At 53.6% G+C, this 20350-nt stretch carries 19 protein-coding genes, 1 other RNA gene and 1 pseudogene; 18 read left to right on the top strand and 3 right to left on the bottom strand.

Annotation, left to right across the window (positions count from 1 at the left end; translation table 11 throughout):
• Positions 1 to 4: 4 nt before the first annotated feature.
• Positions 5 to 136 (bottom strand): hypothetical protein, encoded by a 132-nt coding sequence (locus tag ACKGJP_RS01580; protein WP_409343950.1) that lies wholly within the window; start codon positions 134 to 136, stop codon positions 5 to 7.
• Between the two features lie 351 nt (positions 137 to 487).
• Between ACKGJP_RS01580 and ACKGJP_RS01585 the strand changes: the two genes are divergently transcribed.
• From ACKGJP_RS01585 to ACKGJP_RS01630, 10 genes are all read left to right on the top strand, one after another.
• Positions 488 to 982 (top strand): PCYCGC motif-containing (lipo)protein, encoded by a 495-nt coding sequence (locus tag ACKGJP_RS01585; protein WP_409343951.1) that lies wholly within the window; start codon positions 488 to 490, stop codon positions 980 to 982.
• A 179-nt stretch (positions 983 to 1161) separates the two neighbouring features.
• A complete protein-coding gene (locus ACKGJP_RS01590; RefSeq protein ID WP_409343952.1) occupies positions 1162 to 2733 on the top strand; it encodes a methyl-accepting chemotaxis protein in 1572 nt (523 codons plus the stop codon).
• A gap of 245 nt (positions 2734 to 2978) precedes the next feature.
• The gene (locus ACKGJP_RS01595) at positions 2979 to 4013 is read left to right on the top strand and encodes a sugar-binding transcriptional regulator (protein ID WP_409343953.1); all 1035 of its coding nucleotides are present in this window, start codon (positions 2979 to 2981) and stop codon (positions 4011 to 4013) included.
• Positions 4014 to 4080: 67 nt separating this feature from the next.
• On the top strand, positions 4081 to 5085 hold the full coding sequence (gene gap, locus ACKGJP_RS01600; protein ID WP_409343954.1) for a type I glyceraldehyde-3-phosphate dehydrogenase: 1005 nt from the start codon (positions 4081 to 4083) through the stop codon (positions 5083 to 5085).
• Between the two features lie 240 nt (positions 5086 to 5325).
• Entirely contained in the window at positions 5326 to 6507 is a 1182-nt protein-coding gene (locus tag ACKGJP_RS01605; RefSeq protein ID WP_409343955.1) for a phosphoglycerate kinase, read from the top strand.
• Positions 6508 to 6553: 46 nt separating this feature from the next.
• On the top strand, positions 6554 to 7306 hold the full coding sequence (gene tpiA / locus ACKGJP_RS01610) for a triose-phosphate isomerase (RefSeq protein ID WP_409343956.1): 753 nt from the start codon (positions 6554 to 6556) through the stop codon (positions 7304 to 7306).
• The gene (gene gpmI / locus ACKGJP_RS01615) at positions 7307 to 8842 is read left to right on the top strand and encodes a 2,3-bisphosphoglycerate-independent phosphoglycerate mutase (protein ID WP_409343957.1); all 1536 of its coding nucleotides are present in this window, start codon (positions 7307 to 7309) and stop codon (positions 8840 to 8842) included.
• 51 nt (positions 8843 to 8893) lie between these two features.
• Complete coding sequence (gene eno, locus ACKGJP_RS01620; RefSeq protein WP_409343958.1) at positions 8894 to 10180, top strand: phosphopyruvate hydratase; 1287 nt, start codon at positions 8894 to 8896, stop codon at positions 10178 to 10180.
• A gap of 188 nt (positions 10181 to 10368) precedes the next feature.
• Positions 10369 to 11067, top strand: a complete 699-nt coding sequence (locus tag ACKGJP_RS01625) for a M50 family metallopeptidase (RefSeq protein ID WP_409343959.1) — start codon at positions 10369 to 10371, stop codon at positions 11065 to 11067.
• A gap of 367 nt (positions 11068 to 11434) precedes the next feature.
• The gene (locus tag ACKGJP_RS01630) at positions 11435 to 12193 is read left to right on the top strand and encodes a sugar phosphate isomerase/epimerase family protein (RefSeq protein ID WP_409343960.1); all 759 of its coding nucleotides are present in this window, start codon (positions 11435 to 11437) and stop codon (positions 12191 to 12193) included.
• Between the two features lie 169 nt (positions 12194 to 12362).
• On the opposite strand, the gene ACKGJP_RS01635 is transcribed toward ACKGJP_RS01630, so the two are convergent.
• Positions 12363 to 13298, bottom strand: a complete 936-nt coding sequence (locus ACKGJP_RS01635) for a cation diffusion facilitator family transporter (RefSeq protein WP_409347048.1) — start codon at positions 13296 to 13298, stop codon at positions 12363 to 12365.
• A 378-nt stretch (positions 13299 to 13676) separates the two neighbouring features.
• Between ACKGJP_RS01635 and secG the strand changes: the two genes are divergently transcribed.
• The 8 genes and pseudogenes from secG to ACKGJP_RS01675 all read left to right on the top strand — a co-directional run bounded on the left by secG (position 13677) and on the right by ACKGJP_RS01675 (position 19728).
• A complete protein-coding gene (secG, locus tag ACKGJP_RS01640; protein ID WP_409343961.1) occupies positions 13677 to 13913 on the top strand; it encodes a preprotein translocase subunit SecG in 237 nt (78 codons plus the stop codon).
• Between the two features lie 132 nt (positions 13914 to 14045).
• Positions 14046 to 16664 (top strand): ribonuclease R, encoded by a 2619-nt coding sequence (gene rnr / locus ACKGJP_RS01645; protein WP_409343962.1) that lies wholly within the window; start codon positions 14046 to 14048, stop codon positions 16662 to 16664.
• A gap of 306 nt (positions 16665 to 16970) precedes the next feature.
• A complete protein-coding gene (smpB, locus tag ACKGJP_RS01650) occupies positions 16971 to 17453 on the top strand; it encodes an SsrA-binding protein SmpB (protein WP_409343963.1) in 483 nt (160 codons plus the stop codon).
• Between the two features lie 179 nt (positions 17454 to 17632).
• Positions 17633 to 17997: a transfer-messenger RNA gene (gene ssrA / locus ACKGJP_RS01655) on the top strand.
• A 149-nt stretch (positions 17998 to 18146) separates the two neighbouring features.
• A complete protein-coding gene (locus tag ACKGJP_RS01660; RefSeq protein WP_409343964.1) occupies positions 18147 to 18440 on the top strand; it encodes an AbrB/MazE/SpoVT family DNA-binding domain-containing protein in 294 nt (97 codons plus the stop codon).
• 1 nt (position 18441) lies between these two features.
• Positions 18442 to 18837, top strand: coding sequence for a type II toxin-antitoxin system death-on-curing family toxin (locus ACKGJP_RS01665; protein WP_409343965.1), 396 nt, complete (start codon positions 18442 to 18444; stop codon positions 18835 to 18837).
• A gap of 397 nt (positions 18838 to 19234) precedes the next feature.
• A pseudogene (locus ACKGJP_RS01670) lies at positions 19235 to 19360 on the top strand (TetR/AcrR family transcriptional regulator); the annotation flags it as partial.
• Positions 19361 to 19437: 77 nt separating this feature from the next.
• The gene (locus tag ACKGJP_RS01675; protein ID WP_409343966.1) at positions 19438 to 19728 is read left to right on the top strand and encodes a hypothetical protein; all 291 of its coding nucleotides are present in this window, start codon (positions 19438 to 19440) and stop codon (positions 19726 to 19728) included.
• Between the two features lie 216 nt (positions 19729 to 19944).
• Here ACKGJP_RS01675 and ACKGJP_RS01680 read toward each other — a convergent pair whose 3' ends face one another.
• On the bottom strand, positions 19945 to 20340 hold the full coding sequence (locus tag ACKGJP_RS01680; protein WP_409343967.1) for a VOC family protein: 396 nt from the start codon (positions 20338 to 20340) through the stop codon (positions 19945 to 19947).
• Positions 20341 to 20350 lie beyond the last annotated feature (10 nt).

Below are 20350 nucleotides of genomic sequence, written 5' to 3' on the forward strand. Positions count from 1 at the left end.
CTCCTTATAGGGTAAAGTGCTTCTTCTCGGGAGCGTTCGTTTGTTGAACGAATGAGGATTTGGAGCCGAGCATGGCGATGGATAGAGCAATACGGAACGTTTCGCGAATCGTCGCGGTAACGGATGATGTATTCATAAGAGTAACCTCCTGAAATATGAAGTGGTAATGAAATTGCTATGCTACTAGCGTAAAGCATCTGCGTAACCCGGCGAAACAGCCGCCGGTTCGGTTTCGTGCTGGACTTAAGTCCGGCAGGCCTGCTTCCGCTGACCGCGTTCCGTGCCGGCTGAGCGCCGGTATGGAGCAACTTGATAGCTTTATCTTACTTGCGAGGGGCGCAAATCGACATCGATTTGGCTTTCGGAAGGCTTACACTTTTGTAAGGATTCGGGTGATCCGGTCATCTTAGAAGGGGAATGCTGGAAGAACGGCTGCCGGACGGCTATAATGGGGGTATTGGAATAAACAAGAATCGAGGTCGTTCGGATGTCGATAAGAAAACTGGCCGTCGCTCAGCTGGGACTTGCCCTTGCATTAGGCTTGTCCGCCTGCGGCGCAGCCAAACAAGAGGCTTCCACCGCACATGCCCAGCATAAACTGCCGAATGGAGACCTGCAGGAGCAAACGGCTTCCGCAGACAAGCTGCCGAAATTTCTGGACGGACAAAAAGAGCCCATCGTTGCAGCATATAAAATAGCGGCGAAAAACACCGATTTGCTGAAATGGATTCCGTGCTATTGCGGCTGCGGGGAAAGCGCGAATCATAAGAGCAATCAAAATTGCTTCGTGAAGGAAACTTTGCAAGACGGCTCGATCGTTTGGGACGATCATGGCACGCGCTGCAACGTATGCATCAACATTGCCGTTACGGCGGTCAAAATGAAAGAAGACGGAAAGTCGGTCAAAGAGATCCGCACGTATATCGATCAAACGTACAGCAAGGGCTATGCGGCGCCTACGAAAACGCAAATGCCTTCTTAGCAGGTCCTTCTCCAAACTGTCGTCGGTAGACGGCAGTTTTTTGGCGTGTATAGGAATAGCTTCCCGGTACGGGCGGTTTATGGCCGATTCTTCGAATAAGAAGCTGCGGTGATAGGAAACGAGGAGCATGTGGTGCACAATGAATACAAACCGGAGTACCACATAAAAGGGGGAGCCTTGTGAAATTGACCATTCGCAGCAAGCTGCTGGCGAGCTTCGCATTCGTTCTTGCGCTGCTGATCGCCATCGGTACGATCGCCATCGTCAAGATCAACGATACGGGCGGAAAGCTGGAGTCGATCGACAAGAAGGATATGCCCAGTCTGATCGTATTGGCCGATCTCGGGAAGGAAACGCTGAATGTCCAGCGGCTTTTGGCGCGTTTTATTATCGAAGACCATGCCGCGGACAAGGACCGGCTCGAGAAGGAATTGAACGACTCCGCGGAAGCAATCAAGCAATTGAGAAAGCAGCTTGAGCCGTATCTCGCGAATACGGAGCAAAAGGAGCTTTATGCGGAATTCGGCGGAAAATGGGACGTTTATATGACGAAGCTGCCGCCGCTGCTCGCCATTGCCAGGAACGGCGATCTTGCGTCAGCGATTCCCTCTCTCGACGAAACAGTCGAAATCGCCCGTAAAGTGCGGGCTAATCTTGACGGCATCATAACGTTGAAGCGGGAAGCGAGCGCCAAAAGCACCGCGGAGACGATGGCTGCGAATCAGTCGGCGCAGACGGTCGTGCTCGTGCTCGGCGTTATTGCCGTGGCGGCGGCCACCGGATTGGCGATAGTCATTTCCGGCATGATTTCCAAGGCGCTTGCCGGCGTCGTGCGGGTCGTATCCAAGGTGGCGGGCGGCGACTTAACGGAGACATGCGATGTCCGGCAAAAGGACGAGATCGGTCAACTAGCGACATCCGTCAACGAAATGGTCGGCAAGTTGCGCGAGCTGATCACGCAGGTGATGGGGGCTTCGCAAAGCGTGGCCGCCGCTGCGGAACAAATTTCGGCAGGCTCGCAAGAAATCGCTGCCGGTGCATCAAGCCAGGCCACGGCTGCTCAAACGATTCAAGAGCTGTTCGTCGAGCTGTCCAAATCGATCGATTCGGTTGCGGGCAACGCCGAGGACGCGGCCCGGCTATCGGACGATACCCGCAGACAGGCGCAGGAGGGCGGACGCGTCGTCGAAGCATCCGTTGAAGGGATGAGTCAGCTGAACGCGCAAATGTCGCTCCTGCGGGAAGACTCGGACAAGATCGAGGCCATCATCGCGGTTATCGACGAGATCGCGGAGCAAACCAACTTGCTGGCGCTGAACGCAGCCATTGAAGCGGCGCGCGCGGGCGAGCAAGGGCGGGGATTTGCCGTCGTCGCGGAAGAGGTTCGCAAGCTGGCCGAGCGTAGCGGTACGGCTGCCAAGCAGATCGGCGCCATTATCAAAGGGATGCAAGGAAATACGTTGAACAGCGCAAAGGCTGCCCAAGAAGCGGCTCGTTTGTCCGAAGAAACAGGCATTTCGCTTAAACAAATGATTCTTAACATTAACGGAAGCTCCCGGCAGGTAACGGAAATCGCTGCGGCGAGCGAGGAACAGGCGGCGCAATCGGGTGAAGTCGGCAAATCGATCGAGCTGATCGCTGCGACCAGCGAGGAAGCGGCGGCTGCGGCGGAAGAAACGGCGGCTTCGACGCAATCGCTTGCGAAATTGGCGGATGAGCTCCACCATTCGGTTTCGATGTTCAAGGTGTAGCCCGATTTCAGGAAAAGCGGCGTCATATAAAGAAAATAAAGGGCTGCGCCCAAAGCCGCCGACCCATTCGCCCAATTGTGATCAAATTGTTGCATTTTATTGGCCGATTGGGTACAATAATAGATGTTAGAACAACGTTTGTTAGCGAAATCAGGCTAGCAAATCTTTTTTTCAACAAGTGGGACGCAAAATGCGTACGCGGGACATATAATGTCCAACCAGCTGCGGGAGAGAGTGATATAACGATGCGTACTTTGCTCGATCTCCAAAAGCAGCTTCTGCCTGACTTAATGGATGTCTTCAAAAAGCGTTACACGATTCTGCATCATATTGCCGTTTCCCGGGTCGTCGGACGTCGGACGCTTGCCTCATCGCTTGATATGACGGAGCGGGTGCTTCGCGGCGAGGTCGATTTTCTGAAGGAGCAGGGACTGCTGGAAGCGGACAGCGCAGGCATGCGGGTGACGGAATCCGGCATGAAGCTGCTGGAGCAAGTGGAACCGATGATCAAGGAGCTGTTCGGGCTTACCGAGCTGGAAGAGCGAATCTGCAGCCTATTCGGCTTGGAGCAGGTTATCATCGTTCCCGGAGACTCGGACGTTTCTCCCTACACCAAGAAGGAGCTCGGACGTGCCGGAGCGGCGGTGCTGCGCAAGCGGGCGGTTAAGGATGGCGTGATCGCCGTAACGGGCGGATCGACGATGGCCGAGGTGGCCAATCATCTGACCCCGTCGAGCCAGCTCAAGGGCAATTGGTTCGTACCGGCCCGGGGAGGGCTCGGGGAAAGCGTGGAGCTGCAGGCGAATACGATCGCTTCTACGATGGCCAAACGGGCAAGCGGGCAATATCGGCTGCTGCACGTGCCCGACCATTTAGGCGAGGAAGCGTATCAGTCGCTCATTCAGGATCAGACGATCCGCGAAATTATCGATGTGATCCGAAGCGCACGTATGATCGTTCACGGGATCGGCGAGGCTAGTGTAATGGCCCGCAGGCGCAAAGTGGACGATATGACGACCGCCAAGCTGATGGCGGATGGCGCGCTTGCCGAAGCTTTCGGGTATTATTTTGACCGGGACGGCGTTCCCGTACACAAAATGCCGACGGTAGGACTGAGGCTTGAAGATATTCAGCAGACCGAAACCGTCATAGCGGTTGCCGGGGGCCTGAGTAAGGGCGAGAGCATCGCGGCGGTGCTTCGTTTCGGCCACGAGAACGTGCTTGTAACCGACGAGGCGGCGGCCAGAGGAATCCTGAGGCATGCCGAAGCGCAAGATTGATTTGTTGAGAAAACGTCGTACGGCGTTTTTCCCATATACATTTTAACTATCCAGGAGGTTGACGATTATGGTGAAGGTTGGTATTAACGGTTTTGGACGTATCGGACGGAACGTGTTCCGCGCAGCGCTGAACAGCTCTGAGGTGGAAATTGTAGCGGTAAACGATTTGACGGACGTAAGCACGCTTGCGCATCTGTTGAAATATGACACGACGCACGGCCGTTTGAATGCAACGGTAGAAGCGGCTGAAGGCGCGCTGATCGTAAACGGCAAAACGATTAAAGTATTCGCCGAGCGCGACCCAGGAAACCTGCCTTGGTCCCAAGTAGGCGTAGAAATCGTTGTGGAATCCACGGGTATCTTCACGGCGAAAGAGAAAGCCGAGCTTCACTTGAAAGGCGGCGCGAAGAAAGTTATCATTTCCGCACCAGCTACGAACGAAGACATCACGATCGTTATGGGCGTTAACGAAGACAAGTACGATGCAGCGGTGCACACGATCGTATCGAACGCTTCCTGTACGACGAACTGTCTGGCTCCTTTCGCGAAAGTGCTGAACGACCAATTCGGCATCGTCAAAGGCATGATGACGACGGTTCACTCCTACACGAACGACCAGCAAGTGCTTGACCTGCCGCATAAAGACCTGCGCCGTGCGCGCGCTGCAGCAGAGAACATCATTCCTTCGACGACCGGCGCTGCCAAAGCGGTATCCTTGGTACTGCCTGAGCTGAAAGGCAAGCTGAACGGCATGGCGATGCGCGTTCCTACGCCTAACGTTTCGGTAACCGACCTCGTAGTCGAGCTGAAATCCAATGTAACGGTCGACGATATTAACGGCGCGCTGAAAGCAGCTGCTGAAGGCCCGTTGAAAGGCATCTTGAACTACTCCGACGAGCCGCTCGTTTCGAGCGACTACAACGGCGACCCGGCTTCCTCGACAATCGACGCTTTGTCCACGATGGTCGTTGGCGATAACATGGTGAAAGTCGTTTCCTGGTACGACAACGAGTGGGGCTATTCCAACCGTGTCGTTGACCTGGCCGCTTTCATCGCCAAAAAAGGGCTGTAAGCAACAAAATATAGAGCTCCCTGCAAAGCAAAGGAATCGGATGGATGAAGGGGTCTACGCAAAGGAAACGGACTATGCCTCGAAGCATGGCGTCGCTTTGCGGGGATCTTTCAAAGCACCGCATCGCTTTGCTCGGGTGAAAGTCAAGAGGAGAAGCGATTCTCCTCTTTCCCCTGTTACGCCTGCGTTTGTGTTTGCGCTTGTTGTGATACAATGGTTCGTGGAGGAGGGTACACAAAGATGAATAAGAAAAGTGTTCGCGATGTGGAAGTAGCCGGCAAACGGGTGTTTGTCCGGGTCGATTTTAACGTACCGCTTGAGAACGGGGCGATTACGGACGATACGCGTATCCGTGAAACGCTGCCGACGATCAAATACTTGATCGAGGGCGGAGCGAAGGTTATTCTGGCCAGCCACCTTGGCCGTCCGAAAGGGCAAGTGAACGAAGACATGCGTTTGACGCCTGCTGCGGTCCGGTTGTCGGAGCTGCTGGGCAAACCGGTAGTAAAAGCCGATGAAGCGATCGGGGAAACGGTCAAAGCGCAAATCGCGGGCATGAAGGACGGCGACGTGCTTCTGCTCGAAAACGTGCGTTTCTACGCCGGGGAAGAAAAGAACGATCCGGAGCTGGCCAAAGCGTTTGCAGAGCTTGCGGATTTGTACGTAAACGATGCGTTCGGAGCGGCGCACCGCGCGCATGCATCGACGGAAGGCATCGCCCATCATTTGCCGGCGGTTTCCGGTCTTCTGATGGAGAAAGAGCTTGACGTGCTCGGCAAGGCGCTGAGCAACCCGGAACGTCCGTTTACCGCAATCGTAGGCGGCGCGAAGGTCAAGGACAAAATTGACGTCATTAACAACCTGCTCAACATCGCAGACAACATCATCATCGGCGGCGGCCTATCCTACACGTTCTTGAAGGCGCAAGGCTACGAAATCGGCAAGTCGCTGGTAGATAACGAGAAGCTGGATCTCGCGCTCGGTTTCATTAACAAGGCGAAGGAAAAAGGCGTGAACTTCCTGCTTCCTGTCGACGTAGTCGTAGCGGACGATTTCAGCGCGAGCGCCAATACGAACATCGTGCCGATCAATCAAATGCCGGCCGACTGGGAAGGAATCGATATCGGGCCGAAAACGAGCGAGATTTATGCGGCTACAATCGCTAATTCGAAGCTGGTCGTTTGGAACGGACCGATGGGCGTATTCGAAATCGAGCCGTTCTCCCACGGTACGCGTGCGGTAGGCGAAGCTTGCGCGGCAACTTCCGCTTACACCGTTATCGGCGGCGGCGATTCCGCAGCGGCAGTCGAGAAGTTCGGGCTGGCCGACAAAATGGATCATATCTCCACCGGCGGCGGCGCGTCGCTCGAATTCATGGAAGGCAAGGCGCTTCCGGGCGTCGTTGCGCTTAACGACAAATAAGCACCAACGATATAAATCATTTACTTCCTTAACGAGGTGAACCTATATGAGAAAACCGATTATTGCCGGCAACTGGAAAATGTTCAAAACGGTATCGGAGGCAGTCGCATTCGCAGCCGACGTAAAGGGCAAAGCGGAAATCAGCGGCGTGGACAGCGTGATTTGCGCGCCTTACACGAACCTTCCGGCATTGGTAGAGGCGTTCAAAGGCACAGCTATCGCCGTTGGCGCACAAAACCTGCACTGGGAAGACAACGGTGCGTTCACGGGCGAAATCAGCGGTCTGATGCTGAAAGAGCTCGGCGTGCAGTACGTCATTATCGGTCACTCCGAGCGCCGGGCTTATTTCGGCGAAACGGATGACATCGTAAATAAAAAGGTGCATGCCGCATTCAAGCACGGCTTGACGCCGATCGTCTGCGTAGGCGAGAAGCTGGAAGAGCGCGAAGCGGGCCGTACGAAGGACGTTTGCAAAACGCAAACGGAAGCGGCTCTCCAAGGGCTTTCCGTGGAGCAAGCGAGCCAAGTCGTTATCGCCTACGAACCGATCTGGGCGATCGGTACCGGCAAATCGTCGACGGCCGACGACGCGAATGAAGTGATCGCGTACATCCGCGACCTCGTGAAGGGCCAATTCGGCGCCGGAGCGGCGGAAGCGCTGCGCATTCAATACGGCGGAAGCGTGAAGCCGAACAACATTACCGAATATATGCAAATGAGCGACATCGACGGCGCGCTTGTGGGCGGCGCCAGCTTGGAGCCAGCCTCGTACATTCAGCTCGTCGAGGGGGCGAAATAAATGTCGGCTCCGAAACCGGTCGCGCTTATTATCCTTGACGGCTTTGGGCTGCGCGGGGAAACGCAAGGCAACGCGGTTGTGCAGGCGAAGAAGCCGAACTACGACCGCTACATGGCGACATATCCGCATACGACGTTAACGGCGTGCGGCGAAGCGGTCGGTCTGCCTGAAGGGCAGATGGGCAACTCCGAAGTCGGCCATCTGAACATCGGTGCAGGACGTATCGTGTATCAAGACTTGACGCGTATTTCGAAGTCGATTCGCGACGGCGAGTTTTACGATAACGAAACGCTGCTGGCGGCTGTCCGCCATGCCAAGGAGAACGGTAAGAAACTGCACCTGTACGGCCTCCTGTCCGATGGCGGCGTACATAGTCATATCAGTCATCTGTACGCGCTGCTGGAGCTGGCTAAGAAAGAACGGCTGGAGGACGTGTATATCCATGCGTTCCTTGACGGCCGGGATGTTTCTCCGGACAGCGCCAAAGGGTACATGGAGCAGCTGCTGGCCCATATTAAGAAGATCGGCGTAGGTAAAGTGGCAACCGTTCAAGGGCGCTACTATGCGATGGACCGCGACAAGCGATGGGACCGCGTCGAGAAATCGTACCGGGCCATGGTTTACGGCGAAGGGCCTCAAGCGACCGATCCGCTTAAGGCGATCGTTGATTCTTACGAGCAGTCGGTATATGACGAATTCGTCCTGCCGACCGTTATCGTGGGGAATGACGGCCAGCCGGTAGGGCTTGTGGAATCGAACGATGCCGTCATTTTCTTCAACTTCCGTCCGGACCGTGCGATTCAGCTTTCGCTCGTCTTCACGAACGAAGATTTCCGCGGTTTCGATCGCGGGGAGAAGGCGCCGAAGGATCTGTACTATGTTTGCCTTACGCTGTTTAGCGAAACCGTCGGGGGCTTTGTTGCGTATACGCCTAAGAACCTCGACAACACGCTTGGCGAGGTTCTGGCACAGAACGGCTTGAAGCAGCTGCGTACGGCGGAGACGGAAAAGTATCCGCACGTGACGTTCTTCTTCAGCGGCGGGCGCGACAAGGAGCTGCCCGGCGAGACGCGCATCTTGATCAACTCGCCGAAGGTTGCGACGTATGACCTTCAGCCGGAAATGAGCGCTTACGAGCTGGCTGCCTCCACGGTGAAGGAAATCGAAGCGGACAATCACGACGTGATTATTCTGAACTTCGCTAATCCTGATATGGTCGGCCATTCGGGCTTGCTGGAGCCGACGATCAAAGCCGTCGAAGCGACGGACGAATGCCTGGGCCAAGTCGTGGAAGCGATTCTCGCCAAAGGCGGCGTTGCTATCATAACCGCCGACCACGGCAACGCGGACATCGTTCGCGACGAACAGGACCGTCCGCATACCGCGCATACGACGAATCCGGTGCCGATTATTGTAACGAAGCAAGGAGTGGAGCTGCGCGAAGGCGGAATTTTGGCAGACATTGCGCCGACCCTGCTTGATATTTTACAATTGAAGCAGCCTGAAGAAATGACTGGGGCATCGATTATCAAGTAACTCCCCCAAAAAGCGAAAGACGATTACAAACCATAAGGAGTGTTAACCGACATGACTATCATTTCCAACGTATATGCTCGCGAAGTGCTCGACTCCCGCGGCAATCCGACAGTCGAAGTAGAAGTACATCTGGAAAGCGGCGGCTTCGGACGCGCGATCGTGCCATCCGGCGCATCGACAGGCGCTTATGAAGCGGTAGAGCTTCGCGACGGCGACAAAGGCCGTTACATCGGTAAAGGCGTTCTGAAAGCGGTAGAGAACGTCAACGACATTATCGCACCGGAAATTATCGGCTTCGACGCGCTGGATCAAGTGGCGATCGATACGAAAATGATCGAGCTCGACGGCACGCCGAACAAAGGCAAGCTCGGCGCTAACGCGATCCTTGCGGTTTCGATGGCGGCTGCCCGCGCAGCTGCGGACGCTCTCGGCGTATCGCTGTACTCGTACCTCGGCGGCTTCAACGCCAAAACGCTTCCTGTTCCGATGATGAACATCGTGAACGGCGGCGCTCATGCCGACAACAACGTCGACGTGCAAGAGTTCATGGTGCTGCCGGTAGGCGCGCCAAGCTTCAAAGAAGGATTGCGTTGGGGCACTGAGATTTTCCACAGCCTCAAATCCGTTCTGAAGGAAAAAGGCTTGAACACGGCCGTTGGCGACGAAGGCGGCTTCGCGCCGAACCTGAGCTCCAACGAAGAAGCGATCACTACGATTATCACAGCGATCGAGCGTGCGGGCTACAAACCGGGCGAAGACGTATTCCTCGGCATGGACGTTGCTTCGACCGAGTTTTTCAAAGACGGCAAGTATCACCTCGAAGGCGAAGGCAAGTCCTACACGTCGGCTGAGTGGATCGACTTCCTTGCAGCTTGGGTAGACAAATATCCGATCATCACGATCGAAGACGGCTGCTCCGAAGACGACTGGGAAGGCTGGAAGCTGCTGACCGAGAAACTGGGCGGCAAAGTGCAGCTCGTGGGCGACGACCTGTTCGTCACGAACACCGAGCGCCTGTCCACCGGTATCGAGAAAGGCATCGCCAACTCGATCCTGGTTAAAGTCAACCAAATCGGTACGCTGACCGAAACGTTCGACGCCATCGAAATGGCGAAACGCGCAGGCTACACGGCTGTTATCTCGCACCGCTCCGGCGAAAGCGAAGACAGCACGATCGCCGACATCGCAGTTGCGACGAACGCAGGTCAGATCAAAACCGGCGCGCCGTCCCGTACGGACCGCGTGGCGAAGTACAACCAGCTGCTTCGCATTGAGGACGAGCTTGGCCGCGTAGCGCAATATGCGGGATCGAAAGCTTTCTACAACCTGAAAAAATAATCGGGCTTACCCGAAACGGGACGCCTATGCCGCCGTATTAAAGCGACATAGGCGTCTTTCTTTTGGTCGCTCGTCGCAAGCCGGGAGACGCGCTCAACTAGTAGGGTTGTTTACGCCGCCCACGCATAGGATATAGGAGGCAGGTAGGGCTGCTGCATGCCGGCTATGGCCGTTAGAGGAGTGATTCCGTGGGGAAGTGGATGTTAACGATATTGATTCTGATCGGGTCGGCGCTGCTGACTCATTTTCTTCCGTTCTCCGATTTTTTTCGCAATCTCGATACGATGATTCACGAGTCGGGTCATGCTTTGACGACGCTCCTCCTGCAGGGAAGCGTAATGGAAATCGAGCTGTATGTCGATCACAGCGGAGTGACCCGCAGCGCCGTCTCGCAGCCGTGGGCGATAATCCCGATTGCGCTGTCAGGATATATGATGGCGTCGCTCTTCGCTTGGCTGCTGTTCGTTCTATACGCCAAAGGGAAGCATAAAGCAGGTCTTATTACTATGGCGGCACTCGCCGCGGTTACGCTGGTGCTGTTCGTACGCAATGAATTCGGCGTTTTATGGCTGCTCGGGTTTCTCGTGTTTACGGTATTGGTTATCTTATTCGGAGGAAACAACGTCATCGGCAAATGGGTCTTCCTCATCATTGCGTTCTTGACGCTGGAAGAGTCGGTTTTCGGCCCGTTCTCCCTCGTATATTACGCACTGAACCGTCCCGGAGGAGCTGGAGATGCGACCATTTTGAGCGGCGCGACGCCGTTACCGGCCATTGTATGGGCAGTCTGGTTCACTTTGTTTGCGCTATGGTGCGCCAAGCAAGCGATAACGGCGTTCCTGGGGGGCAAAAGGAAAAGAGAGCGTCCTGCGCGGTCATTTGGATAAGTTGAGCGGAACACCAATATTCGGCATGTTCGCAGGGCATTTCGATTTCGGAATACATTACAGTCAAAACGCTGGAGGGCAGGTGTCCGGCGTTTTTTGTCGGCTTGAGGAAGAAGCAAAATAGCATATATTTTCGCCAACAACCCTACCTATACGCGATACGCGTAACCTGTTATTTTGAGGGAGTGGCAAGTCTTTCGGTCTACTGCCTGTGAAATCAAAGTTCTAAGCCATTTCAAATAGGCGGTTCCAACGAACGGCCGTTGTTACGATGCAGCGTTTCTGACGAGACGCCAAGAAGCGGTTCTGACAAATTGTTGCTTATCATGCTGCGTTTGCTGACGAAAACGCTTGAGGAGATGACCAAATGAGTAAAATTCCGGTTGGACTTCAGTTGTACACGCTTCGCGAGGAGACGAAACAGGATTTTATCGGCACGTTGAAGAAGGTTGCTGCGCTCGGCTATCAAGCGGTTGAATTTGCCGGTTACGGCGGCATCGAGGCGAAAGAAATGCGCAGCGTGCTGGATGGCCTGGGGTTGCGGGCGATTTCCAGTCATGTAGGCATCGACGCATTGAGCGGCCAGCTGCAGGAGCAAATCGCGTACAGCCAAGAGATCGGCGCCTCCTATATCGTTTGCCCATGGCTGCCGGCGGAAAAGTTAGTGGATACGCAAGGGTTCGACGCCTACTGCGCCACATTCCGTACGGTCGGCCAGGCTTGCAAGGCGGCCGGTCTCACGTTCGCCTACCACAACCACGCATTCGAATTCGAGCAGGTGGGCGGTCAATATTTGCTCGACAAGCTGTACGCGTCGGTCGGCAGCGATCTGATGCAAGCGGAGCTCGATTTGTACTGGGTGCAAAAAGGCGGCTTGAACCCGCTTGACTATTTGCTTTCCTTGAAGGGCCGCGTTCCGCTTGTTCACGTGAAAGACATGACGGGCGACGAAAGCGGCACATTCGCCGAAGTCGGACACGGCATCATCGATTTTGCTTCCATCTTCAACGCTGCGGAAGAAGCGGGCATTCAGGCTTACATCGTCGAGCAGGATCAATGTCAGCGTCCGCCGCTGGAAAGCGTGGAAATGAGCATCACCTACTTAAAATCGATCGGCATTGCGTAACGATCCACATGGAAGACCTTTACCGTCCTTGCGGCGGTGAGGGTCTTTTTCGTTGGGACTCGGCTCTCGAATAGGAATCGGAATACGGTGATTCAAAGGCGCGTCATCTTGTGAAGATCACAAAGAAAAACAGCCTTCCTAGGCAGGAAGGCCATTATGTAGCGCCGTATTAGCGGCTGCCGACCGGGATCCAGTTTTTGACCCCGTTGTCTTCGATGATGCCGAGCGTGACATCGGTTATGTCGGGATCCTGAAGCAGCTTATCGCGTACTTTGAACTTGATATCGTCAGCGTCTGCAAGCGTTAAACCCGGCTTGAGCTCGATCATGCCCTCGACATGATAGTACCGGCCCTCCTGCAGGACGCGCAGCTGGTAAATGTCCGTCACGCTGCCGTCGGAGAAAATGATTTTGGCGACTCTCTCTTCGATCTCTTGCGGAGCGGCAACGCCGATCAGTCCGACCATATTGTCGTAGCCGACTCGGAACGCAACGACGATCATAAGAAGACCGATGGCGATCGTAACGATGCCGTCCAATGCGGCAAAATCAACAAGGCTGGTGACGACGACCGCAACGAGAGCCAGCAAGGCGCCCGTAGTCGCGACCAAATCTTCATAAAACACAAGCCGGGTAGGCGGCGCTGCGCGTTTGACATTGCGGAAGGCGGAACGGGCGACCGCGAATCCTTTGGCATCCGAACGCGTTTCGTGGACGATTTCCTTCATGGCTTTGTAGAGAACGAATCCGTCTACGGCGATGGAAAGCACCAGAACGATAAAATTGAGCCAGAAACCGGATGTATGCACGACCGGGTGGCTGAGCAGATGAAAGCCTTCGCGTATCGTTTCGTAGGCCATAATCGTCACGACGATCACCGCGATCATGCAAAAGATATTGATGACGCGGCCGAAGCCTGTCGGGAATCTGCGCGTCGGTTTTTTCTCCGCCAGCACGCTTCCCGCGAATACGAAGCCTTGATTGACTGCATCGGCTATGGAATGCATCGTTGACGCGAACATGGCGCCGTTGCCGGTGATGCCCGCTGCAATGCCTTTCACGATGGCGATGAACGTGTTTCCGATCGCTGCCGAAGCAGACGACATATTGCCTTTCTTGATTAGATTCCATAAAGATGTTTGCTCGGGCTCGGGGTCCACTTGGTCGATCCTCCCAGGGAATGGTTTATGATACATTAGTATATACGAAATTGGAAATTCCTTGTACGATATTTTGGTTTCATAATCCGTTTCCTTTATTTTGATACGCTTCCTCCTGTACAAGCTTCGTTGTAATCGTAAACAAGCTGTGGTACAATGTTTGTATTGTCTGTTTTATTGGAAAACTATGCCCTGTTTGCGAGTTTGTGCAAGCGGATAACGGATTTGTGCCTACCGCTAATGGGACGGGCCATTTCGGCCGATCGGCCATTGCGTTTATGACGATATGACAACGTAAGGTGAATTGCTGAGGGGGATTAGTCGATGGCTTTGGTATGTAAGATTTTACTCGTGATCGTTTCGCTCGGATTGATTGCCATTGTTCTGCTGCAAAAAGGGAAAAGCGCCGGACTTTCCGGAGCGATCTCAGGCGGTGCCGAGCACTTGTTCGGCAAGCAAAAGGCGCGCGGACTTGAACTGCTGCTATCGCGCTTGACGATGGTGCTGGCTGGGTTGTTCATTATTTTGTCGCTGCTTGTAGCGTACTTCGTAAAAGAATGATACAGAGAACATGTAAACGGCAGGGGCGGGTCTCCTGCTGTTTTTTTGTTGGTGAAACGTCGCGGTTTGGCACATCATTCCGTTTGACAGACAGCTTCCTGGCGTATACTAGAGGTAGAGGGTGATGAGAATATGGTAACGGAGCAGGAATTGCTCGATTTTATGAAAGAAAAAGCGTATAAGCCGATGACGTATCACGAGCTGGAGAATCATTTTCACATTGAGGATGCGGACGATTTCAAAAGCTTTCTGAAGCTTCTGAATCAGCTCGAAGAGAGCGGTCAAATATTACGCACGAGAAGCGAACGATACGGCATTCCGGAGCGGATGAATTTGCTGCGCGGGCGGCTTCAGGCGCATGCCAAAGGGTTTGGATTCCTTATTCCGGAGGATAAAAGCCATCCTGACGTGTATATTCACGCGAACGATATGGGCGGCGCGATGAACGGCGATACCGTGCTCGTACGTCTGTCCAAAGGCGGACAAGGCGGCAAGCTCGAAGGAGAAGTCGTACGCGTCGTTACGCGGGCGAATACGCAGGTAGTCGGTACATACGAAGATTATGAAACATACGGCTTTGTCATACCCGACGATAAAAGGCTTTCCCGCGACTTGTTCGTCCCTAAGCAAGCGTCGATGGGCGCAGTGAGCGGCCAGAAGGTTGTGGCGCATATTGTCAGCTACCCGGAAGGGCGTGCCGCGGCGGAAGGCGAAATCATTGAAATTTTAGGGCATAAAGACGATCCGGGCGTCGACATTATCGCCATTATCCGGAAATTCATGCTGCCGGAGGCGTTCCAAGAGGAAGTCGTGCATGAAGCGGATGCCGTGCCGGACAGCATAAGCGAGGAAGAATTGAAGGGACGGCGGGACTTGCGCGGCAAACGTATCGTCACGATCGACGGCGAAGATGCCAAAGACTTGGACGACGCGGTCAATGTAGAGAAGCTGCCGAACGGCAATTACCTGCTTGGCGTTCATATCGCCGATGTCAGCTATTACGTACGCGAAAATTCGGCGCTCGACCGGGAGGCGTATAACCGGGGCTGCAGCGTTTACTTGGTTGACCGGGTAATCCCGATGCTGCCGCACAGACTATCGAACGGGATCTGCAGTTTGAATCCGCAGGTGGACCGGCTGACGATGTCGTGCGAAATGGAAATCGACGCGGATGCGAACGTGGTACGCCACGATATTTTTACGAGCGTTATTAACACGACGGAACGGATGACGTACACGAATGTCCGCAAACTTTTGACCGGCGAAGCGGAAGAGGAATTGCTCGAGCGTTACGCGGGACTGGTCGACGATTTCCGGCTGATGGAGAAGCTGGCGATGAAGCTGCGTTCCAAGCGGATGCAGCGCGGCGCAATCGATTTCGACTTCCAGGAATCCAAAATTATCGTGGACGAGAACAGCAAGCCGACGGACATTGTGAAACGCGAGCGCTCGATCGCCGAGATGATCATCGAAGAGTTCATGCTGAAAGCGAACGAGACCGTAGCGGAGCATTTCTACTGGCTGAAGGTGCCGTTCTTATATCGGATCCATGAAGACCCGGACGCCGAAAAGCTGATGAATTTCATGACGTTCATCGCCAATTTCGGCTATGTCGTACGCGGCAAAGGCAACACGGTTCACCCGCGCGCGCTGCAAACGCTGCTTGAGGAGATCAAGGGGACGAAGGAAGAGACGGTCATCAGCACCGTGCTGCTCCGTTCCATGAAGCAAGCGCGGTACGAAGCGGAGAGTCTGGGCCATTTCGGCCTTGCCGCGGAGTATTACTCTCACTTTACATCTCCGATCCGGCGTTATCCGGATCTGATCATTCATCGCGTTATCCGCGAGGTGCTGGAGACCGGGGCGCTTTCGGAAGCGCGTCACGAGAACCTGTCCGCCAAAATGGCCGATATCGCACGGCAATCGTCGGAGCGCGAGCGGGTAGCTGTCGAAGCCGAGCGTGAAACCGATGCGCTGAAGAAGGCCGAGTTCATGCTCGACAAAATCGGCTTCGAATTCGAAGGCATTATCAGCAGCGTGACCAATTTCGGCGTGTTCGTCGAGCTGGAGAATACGGTCGAAGGCCTGATCCGTCTGAGCGATATGGCCGACGATTACTACCACTACCACGAAATGCAGCATGCGCTTATCGGCGAGCGGACGTCGAAGGTATACCGGATCGGCGACGAAGTGAAGGTGCGCGTGACGCGTGTGAACATGGACGAGCATACGATCGATTTCGAGATGGTCGACACGAAGCCGCGCGGGCAAAAAATGAACTTCGTCGACCGCCCGAGGGGCGGCGGTGCCGATCGCGGCCCCGGAGACGGCCGCAAGCGCGGCGGACGCCGCGACGGTAACGGCGGCGGCTACGAGGCCGCCGGAGCAGGCGGCGCGGGCCGCAGAGGGCGCGGCCGCCGCAGCGAAGGCGGCCAAGGCGGCTATGCCGGCGGCGACCGCGGCAAGCGGCGCGGCGGTGGCGGCGCCGCAGGCGGCACGGGCGCAGCTGGCGGCGGTGACCGCGGCAAGCCGCGCGGCGGAGCCGGCGGGCAAGGCGGCGCGGGCGCAAGCGGCGGCGGTGGCGGTGGCGGCACGGGCGCAGCGAGCGGCGGTGACCGCAACAGGCCGCGCGGCGGAGCCGGGGGACAAGGCGGCGCAGGCGCAAGCGGCGGCGGCGGTGGCGGAAGCCGCCGCAAGGGCGGTGTGCGCGGCGGCGCGGTAGGCGGCAGCGGGAAGAAGCGCCGCAAATAAGCGGCGCAGCTGTGCTCTGCGGCTGAAGCGGAGCCGCAGAGGGGGCCGGCGCTGCTAATGTGCAGCGCCGCTCTTTTTTTGCAGCCTGTTAGTCTCTGGTCGTTCGCCTGTGTAACACCCGTAGCTACGGCGGTGAGTAGGCTATGCGCAGCATAAGGACAGAAACGGTATAACCGTTTTGTGCCTTGCTTTCTCGCGGTGTAGTTGATACAATGGCTCTACCTTGGTATCGCTGCAAACGTGAGAGAAATGCGTTGCCGCGCAAGGGATTTTGAACATTTTGGCGAGTATCGGGGAGTGAGTTACATGGGTAAACAAAAAAGCGAAAACAAGCTGCTCGCGCAGAACAAAAAAGCATCCCATGATTACTTCATCGAGGAAACCTATGAATGCGGACTTGTTCTGACCGGCACGGAGATCAAATCCGTTCGCGCCGGGAAGGCGAACATTTCGGACAGCTTCGCGCTAATCCGCAATGGGGAAGCCTTCGTGCATAACATGCATGTCAGCCCGTTCGAGCAGGGGAATCGTCACAATCCGGATGATCCGACCCGTACGCGCAAGCTGCTTATGAAGAAGTATGAGATCAGCAAGCTGCTCGGCGCTTCCAAGCAGCAGGGTTATGCGTTAGTGCCATTAAAGATTTACGTCCGCAACGGTTATGCCAAGCTGCTCCTCGGCCTCGGCAGAGGGAAGAAGCAGTTTGACAAGCGCGACACCGCAGCTAAGCGGGATGCCGACCGCGACATTCAACGCGCGCTTCGCGAGAGGCAGAAGGTTGCCCGGTAAATGGTTTCAAGTTGATCCAACGTTCGGGAATGCTTCCATCAAAATGAGCAGCAGGTACCGCACGTTTGTGATATACTAAGTTTGTAAGTTAAGCACTCAGCTCGGTTGCGATCGGCGACGAAAAGTTCTTGGTTGTTCTTTTCGCTCGTGCGCGCAGACTCGACACGTGCTCCATAAACGGGGGTGTTTATGGATTCGACGGGGATAGTTCGAGCATGGGTAGCGGGTAGTGGGGAGCGTCCGCTTCATCAACGCTAAAGCCAATTAAACGGCAAACAACAACAACCAACTCTGGCTCTGGCCGCCTAATAACGGTCTCCAGGCTTCTACTCTCCATCGCCCATGTGGCGGGATAGGGGCTCAACTTTAGTGGGATACGCTGCTACATCTCCGCCTGGGGTGTGCTGAAGAAGACAATCAGGCTGACCCAAAGCATAGCCGGTTACGGGGCGATGCTCGGGTGACATCAAAACTGTGACTACACCCGTAGAAGCCTGTGTGGCGTTATTTTCGGACAGGGGTTCAACTCCCCTCACCTCCACCAAAAACCATGTAAAAAGACACCGTGTAGGTGTCTTTTTGCTTTATGTTTTTAGAAAGATTTGATAAAATGTACATACATTATAAAGTTATAACTGTTATAAGGTATAACTCGTTACGCGCTGATCATACTTATAGAGGAGAGAATGTAAAATGAATGGTGTGGTCAAATTGACGAACGATAAACAAAAGTTTTCTCGTTATTCTCGCAAAATAGGGCGAATGGGAAACAGCTTGGGTGTAAGCTTGCCTAAAAGACTTGCTGAAAAGTTAAATGTCTCGCAAGGAGATGAAATGGAATTCATCGAAAATGAGCACGGTGAAATTGTATTGAGAAAAGCAAGGCAAAGTAAATTGCCTGATAATGTCCGTCCTGAAGTGTTAGAGGCTTTCTTTGATGTGTTTGAAGAAGATGAGGGTATTCTTGAGGACTTAAAGGATAGATAATATGCCTAAATTTCTGACAAAAGAAGAAGTTATCTCAGCACACTATTTCATGATGAAAAGAATGAACGACGCAGAGCAGGCGGGAGTAAAAGACCACGGTTTGCTGGACTCTGCGGTACATAGACCTCAGCAAAGTATTTTCGGAGAAGATGCATATTTATCCATATTTGATAAGGCCGCTGCATTACTGGAATCTCTGATCAAAAATCACTGTTTTCATAATGGAAATAAGCGGACAGCCTATCTTGTTACCAAGTCATTTTTGCTGTTGAATGGACACCATCTGCGAATGGAACGTAAGTATGCAGTGGAATTTATAGTCGATATTGCAACAGGATTACATGTAGTGGAGACTATCTCTCGTATTCTAGAAGAACATTCCTTTGAAGGTGAATAGGTGATTCTACGCATGGACTTCGATCAGCCATTTCGGACAGAGGTTCAACTCGCCTCCACCAAAAACCAAGCAAAAAGACACCGTGTAGGTGTCTTTTTGCTTTATATAGGCGTAGAATTGCTATTTATTGTCTCAGCACGGATGAGCATTTTCCGTATTCACCCATTCAGAGCGATCCCTGCCAGGATGAACGCAAACAATTGCAGAATATTGTTTCTTTTCTTGAGCATGTCCAGGTACATGTAAAATCGCTGCTACTTATAGCACTTGTGCATTAAATTTTACATTCTTTTTAGTCACTGACATAGTTGAAACCACCTTTATAAGTTTTTTTCGAAAATTTGCAACTGTTAGAAGACGGAGGGTTTGACGAGATTACTGTTAAAAATATTACCAAATTGTTTTGAAGTTTTTGGAGACGGCTGTAATGGGGGTTTTGGAATCTTATGTACTGGAAGAAGTAGATGGTGATATGGAAGCTGTAGCAACACAAGTAGGACAGCTAGTGAAAAAACATATCTAGATTGCTGAATAGCTAGAGTTTGAATTGGAAACGGCGAAATTTGGCAAGATGTCGCCAAGCTTGGTAGAATGCTAGGCATGAATATTCAATGTGTAATTCTAGAGCTTGACAAAGAAGACGAGATTCAATTATTTTTAAAAAGACAATTCCAAAAATATACATTCATGTTAGGGAAGGGCGAAAACGAGATGGCAGCGAATTGGTGGTTGGCTCTCATTATTATGGTTGTGTTAAACGGAATTTTGGTTTGGACTTTGTTTTTTAGTCTAGAGCCCGTCAGCCGAAGAGCCAAAAAGTGGTTTTTTATCGTCGTGAATGTTATTGGGCTCGTTCTTGCCGTCTCTCAATTTTTTTGGATGGATTTTTAGGCTTGGATTCAGTAAGCAAGACACTTGTGATTCGTGGTTGGTTGCATTGCCGACTCAAAACTGTGGCTACACCCATCCCGAAGGGACCTGTGACAATATTTTCGGACAGGGGTTCAGCGCCCCTCGCCTCCAACATGAAGAACCCCGACCGCAAGAGGTCGGGGCTCTTGATTTATCTATAACATGCAGGGTACTCGGGATTACCTTTTGAAAAATCTATTTTGCGTTCTTATCTGGCTGATGAATACCAAAAGTATTTCCTTCGGTATCCATATAATATCCTTGCCACGCCATTCCAGGCAGGGCATATTTCGGCAAAGCGACCTTGCCTCCATTGTTAAGGATTTTTGCTTCAGTAGAATCGTAATCTCCTACTCCCATTGTACATGCATAGCCATTCAGAGGTTTGCCCGGTTCTGGGGAAGCCCCTTGACGCTGCATCAAAGCTCCGTTAATTCCAAGCTCCTCTGCACTGCCAGTGACAGCTCCTAAATAAGGCATTCCAGCGTAATCACTCCAATCTTCAAATGTCCATCCAAATACCTCTCCATAAAACTTTTTAGCACGGTCCATGTCATCTACATGAATTTCGAAATGAACTAATCTGCCCATGATTTCCTCC

This window comes from Paenibacillus litoralis (genome assembly GCF_046244365.1).
Lineage (GTDB): Bacteria > Bacillota > Bacilli > Paenibacillales > NBRC-103111 > Paenibacillus_V.

What these genes read in the sequence shown, in the direction of transcription:
- ACKGJP_RS01580 (WP_409343950.1), bottom strand. Translation starts at nt 136, where the DNA reads ATGAATACATCATCCGTTACCGCGACGATTCGCGAAACGTTCCGTATT.
- ACKGJP_RS01585 (WP_409343951.1), top strand. Translation starts at nt 488, where the DNA reads ATGTCGATAAGAAAACTGGCCGTCGCTCAGCTGGGACTTGCCCTTGCA.
- ACKGJP_RS01595 (WP_409343953.1), top strand. Translation starts at nt 2,979, where the DNA reads ATGCGTACTTTGCTCGATCTCCAAAAGCAGCTTCTGCCTGACTTAATG.
- gap (WP_409343954.1), top strand. Translation starts at nt 4,081, where the DNA reads ATGGTGAAGGTTGGTATTAACGGTTTTGGACGTATCGGACGGAACGTG.
- ACKGJP_RS01605 (WP_409343955.1), top strand. Translation starts at nt 5,326, where the DNA reads ATGAATAAGAAAAGTGTTCGCGATGTGGAAGTAGCCGGCAAACGGGTG.
- tpiA (WP_409343956.1), top strand. Translation starts at nt 6,554, where the DNA reads ATGAGAAAACCGATTATTGCCGGCAACTGGAAAATGTTCAAAACGGTA.
- gpmI (WP_409343957.1), top strand. Translation starts at nt 7,307, where the DNA reads ATGTCGGCTCCGAAACCGGTCGCGCTTATTATCCTTGACGGCTTTGGG.
- eno (WP_409343958.1), top strand. Translation starts at nt 8,894, where the DNA reads ATGACTATCATTTCCAACGTATATGCTCGCGAAGTGCTCGACTCCCGC.
- ACKGJP_RS01630 (WP_409343960.1), top strand. Translation starts at nt 11,435, where the DNA reads ATGAGTAAAATTCCGGTTGGACTTCAGTTGTACACGCTTCGCGAGGAG.
- ACKGJP_RS01635 (WP_409347048.1), bottom strand. Translation starts at nt 13,298, where the DNA reads ATGTCGTCTGCTTCGGCAGCGATCGGAAACACGTTCATCGCCATCGTG.
- secG (WP_409343961.1), top strand. Translation starts at nt 13,677, where the DNA reads ATGGCTTTGGTATGTAAGATTTTACTCGTGATCGTTTCGCTCGGATTG.
- rnr (WP_409343962.1), top strand. Translation starts at nt 14,046, where the DNA reads ATGGTAACGGAGCAGGAATTGCTCGATTTTATGAAAGAAAAAGCGTAT.
- smpB (WP_409343963.1), top strand. Translation starts at nt 16,971, where the DNA reads ATGGGTAAACAAAAAAGCGAAAACAAGCTGCTCGCGCAGAACAAAAAA.
- ACKGJP_RS01660 (WP_409343964.1), top strand. Translation starts at nt 18,147, where the DNA reads ATGAATGGTGTGGTCAAATTGACGAACGATAAACAAAAGTTTTCTCGT.
- ACKGJP_RS01665 (WP_409343965.1), top strand. Translation starts at nt 18,442, where the DNA reads ATGCCTAAATTTCTGACAAAAGAAGAAGTTATCTCAGCACACTATTTC.
- ACKGJP_RS01675 (WP_409343966.1), top strand. Translation starts at nt 19,438, where the DNA reads ATGAATATTCAATGTGTAATTCTAGAGCTTGACAAAGAAGACGAGATT.
- ACKGJP_RS01680 (WP_409343967.1), bottom strand. Translation starts at nt 20,340, where the DNA reads ATGGGCAGATTAGTTCATTTCGAAATTCATGTAGATGACATGGACCGT.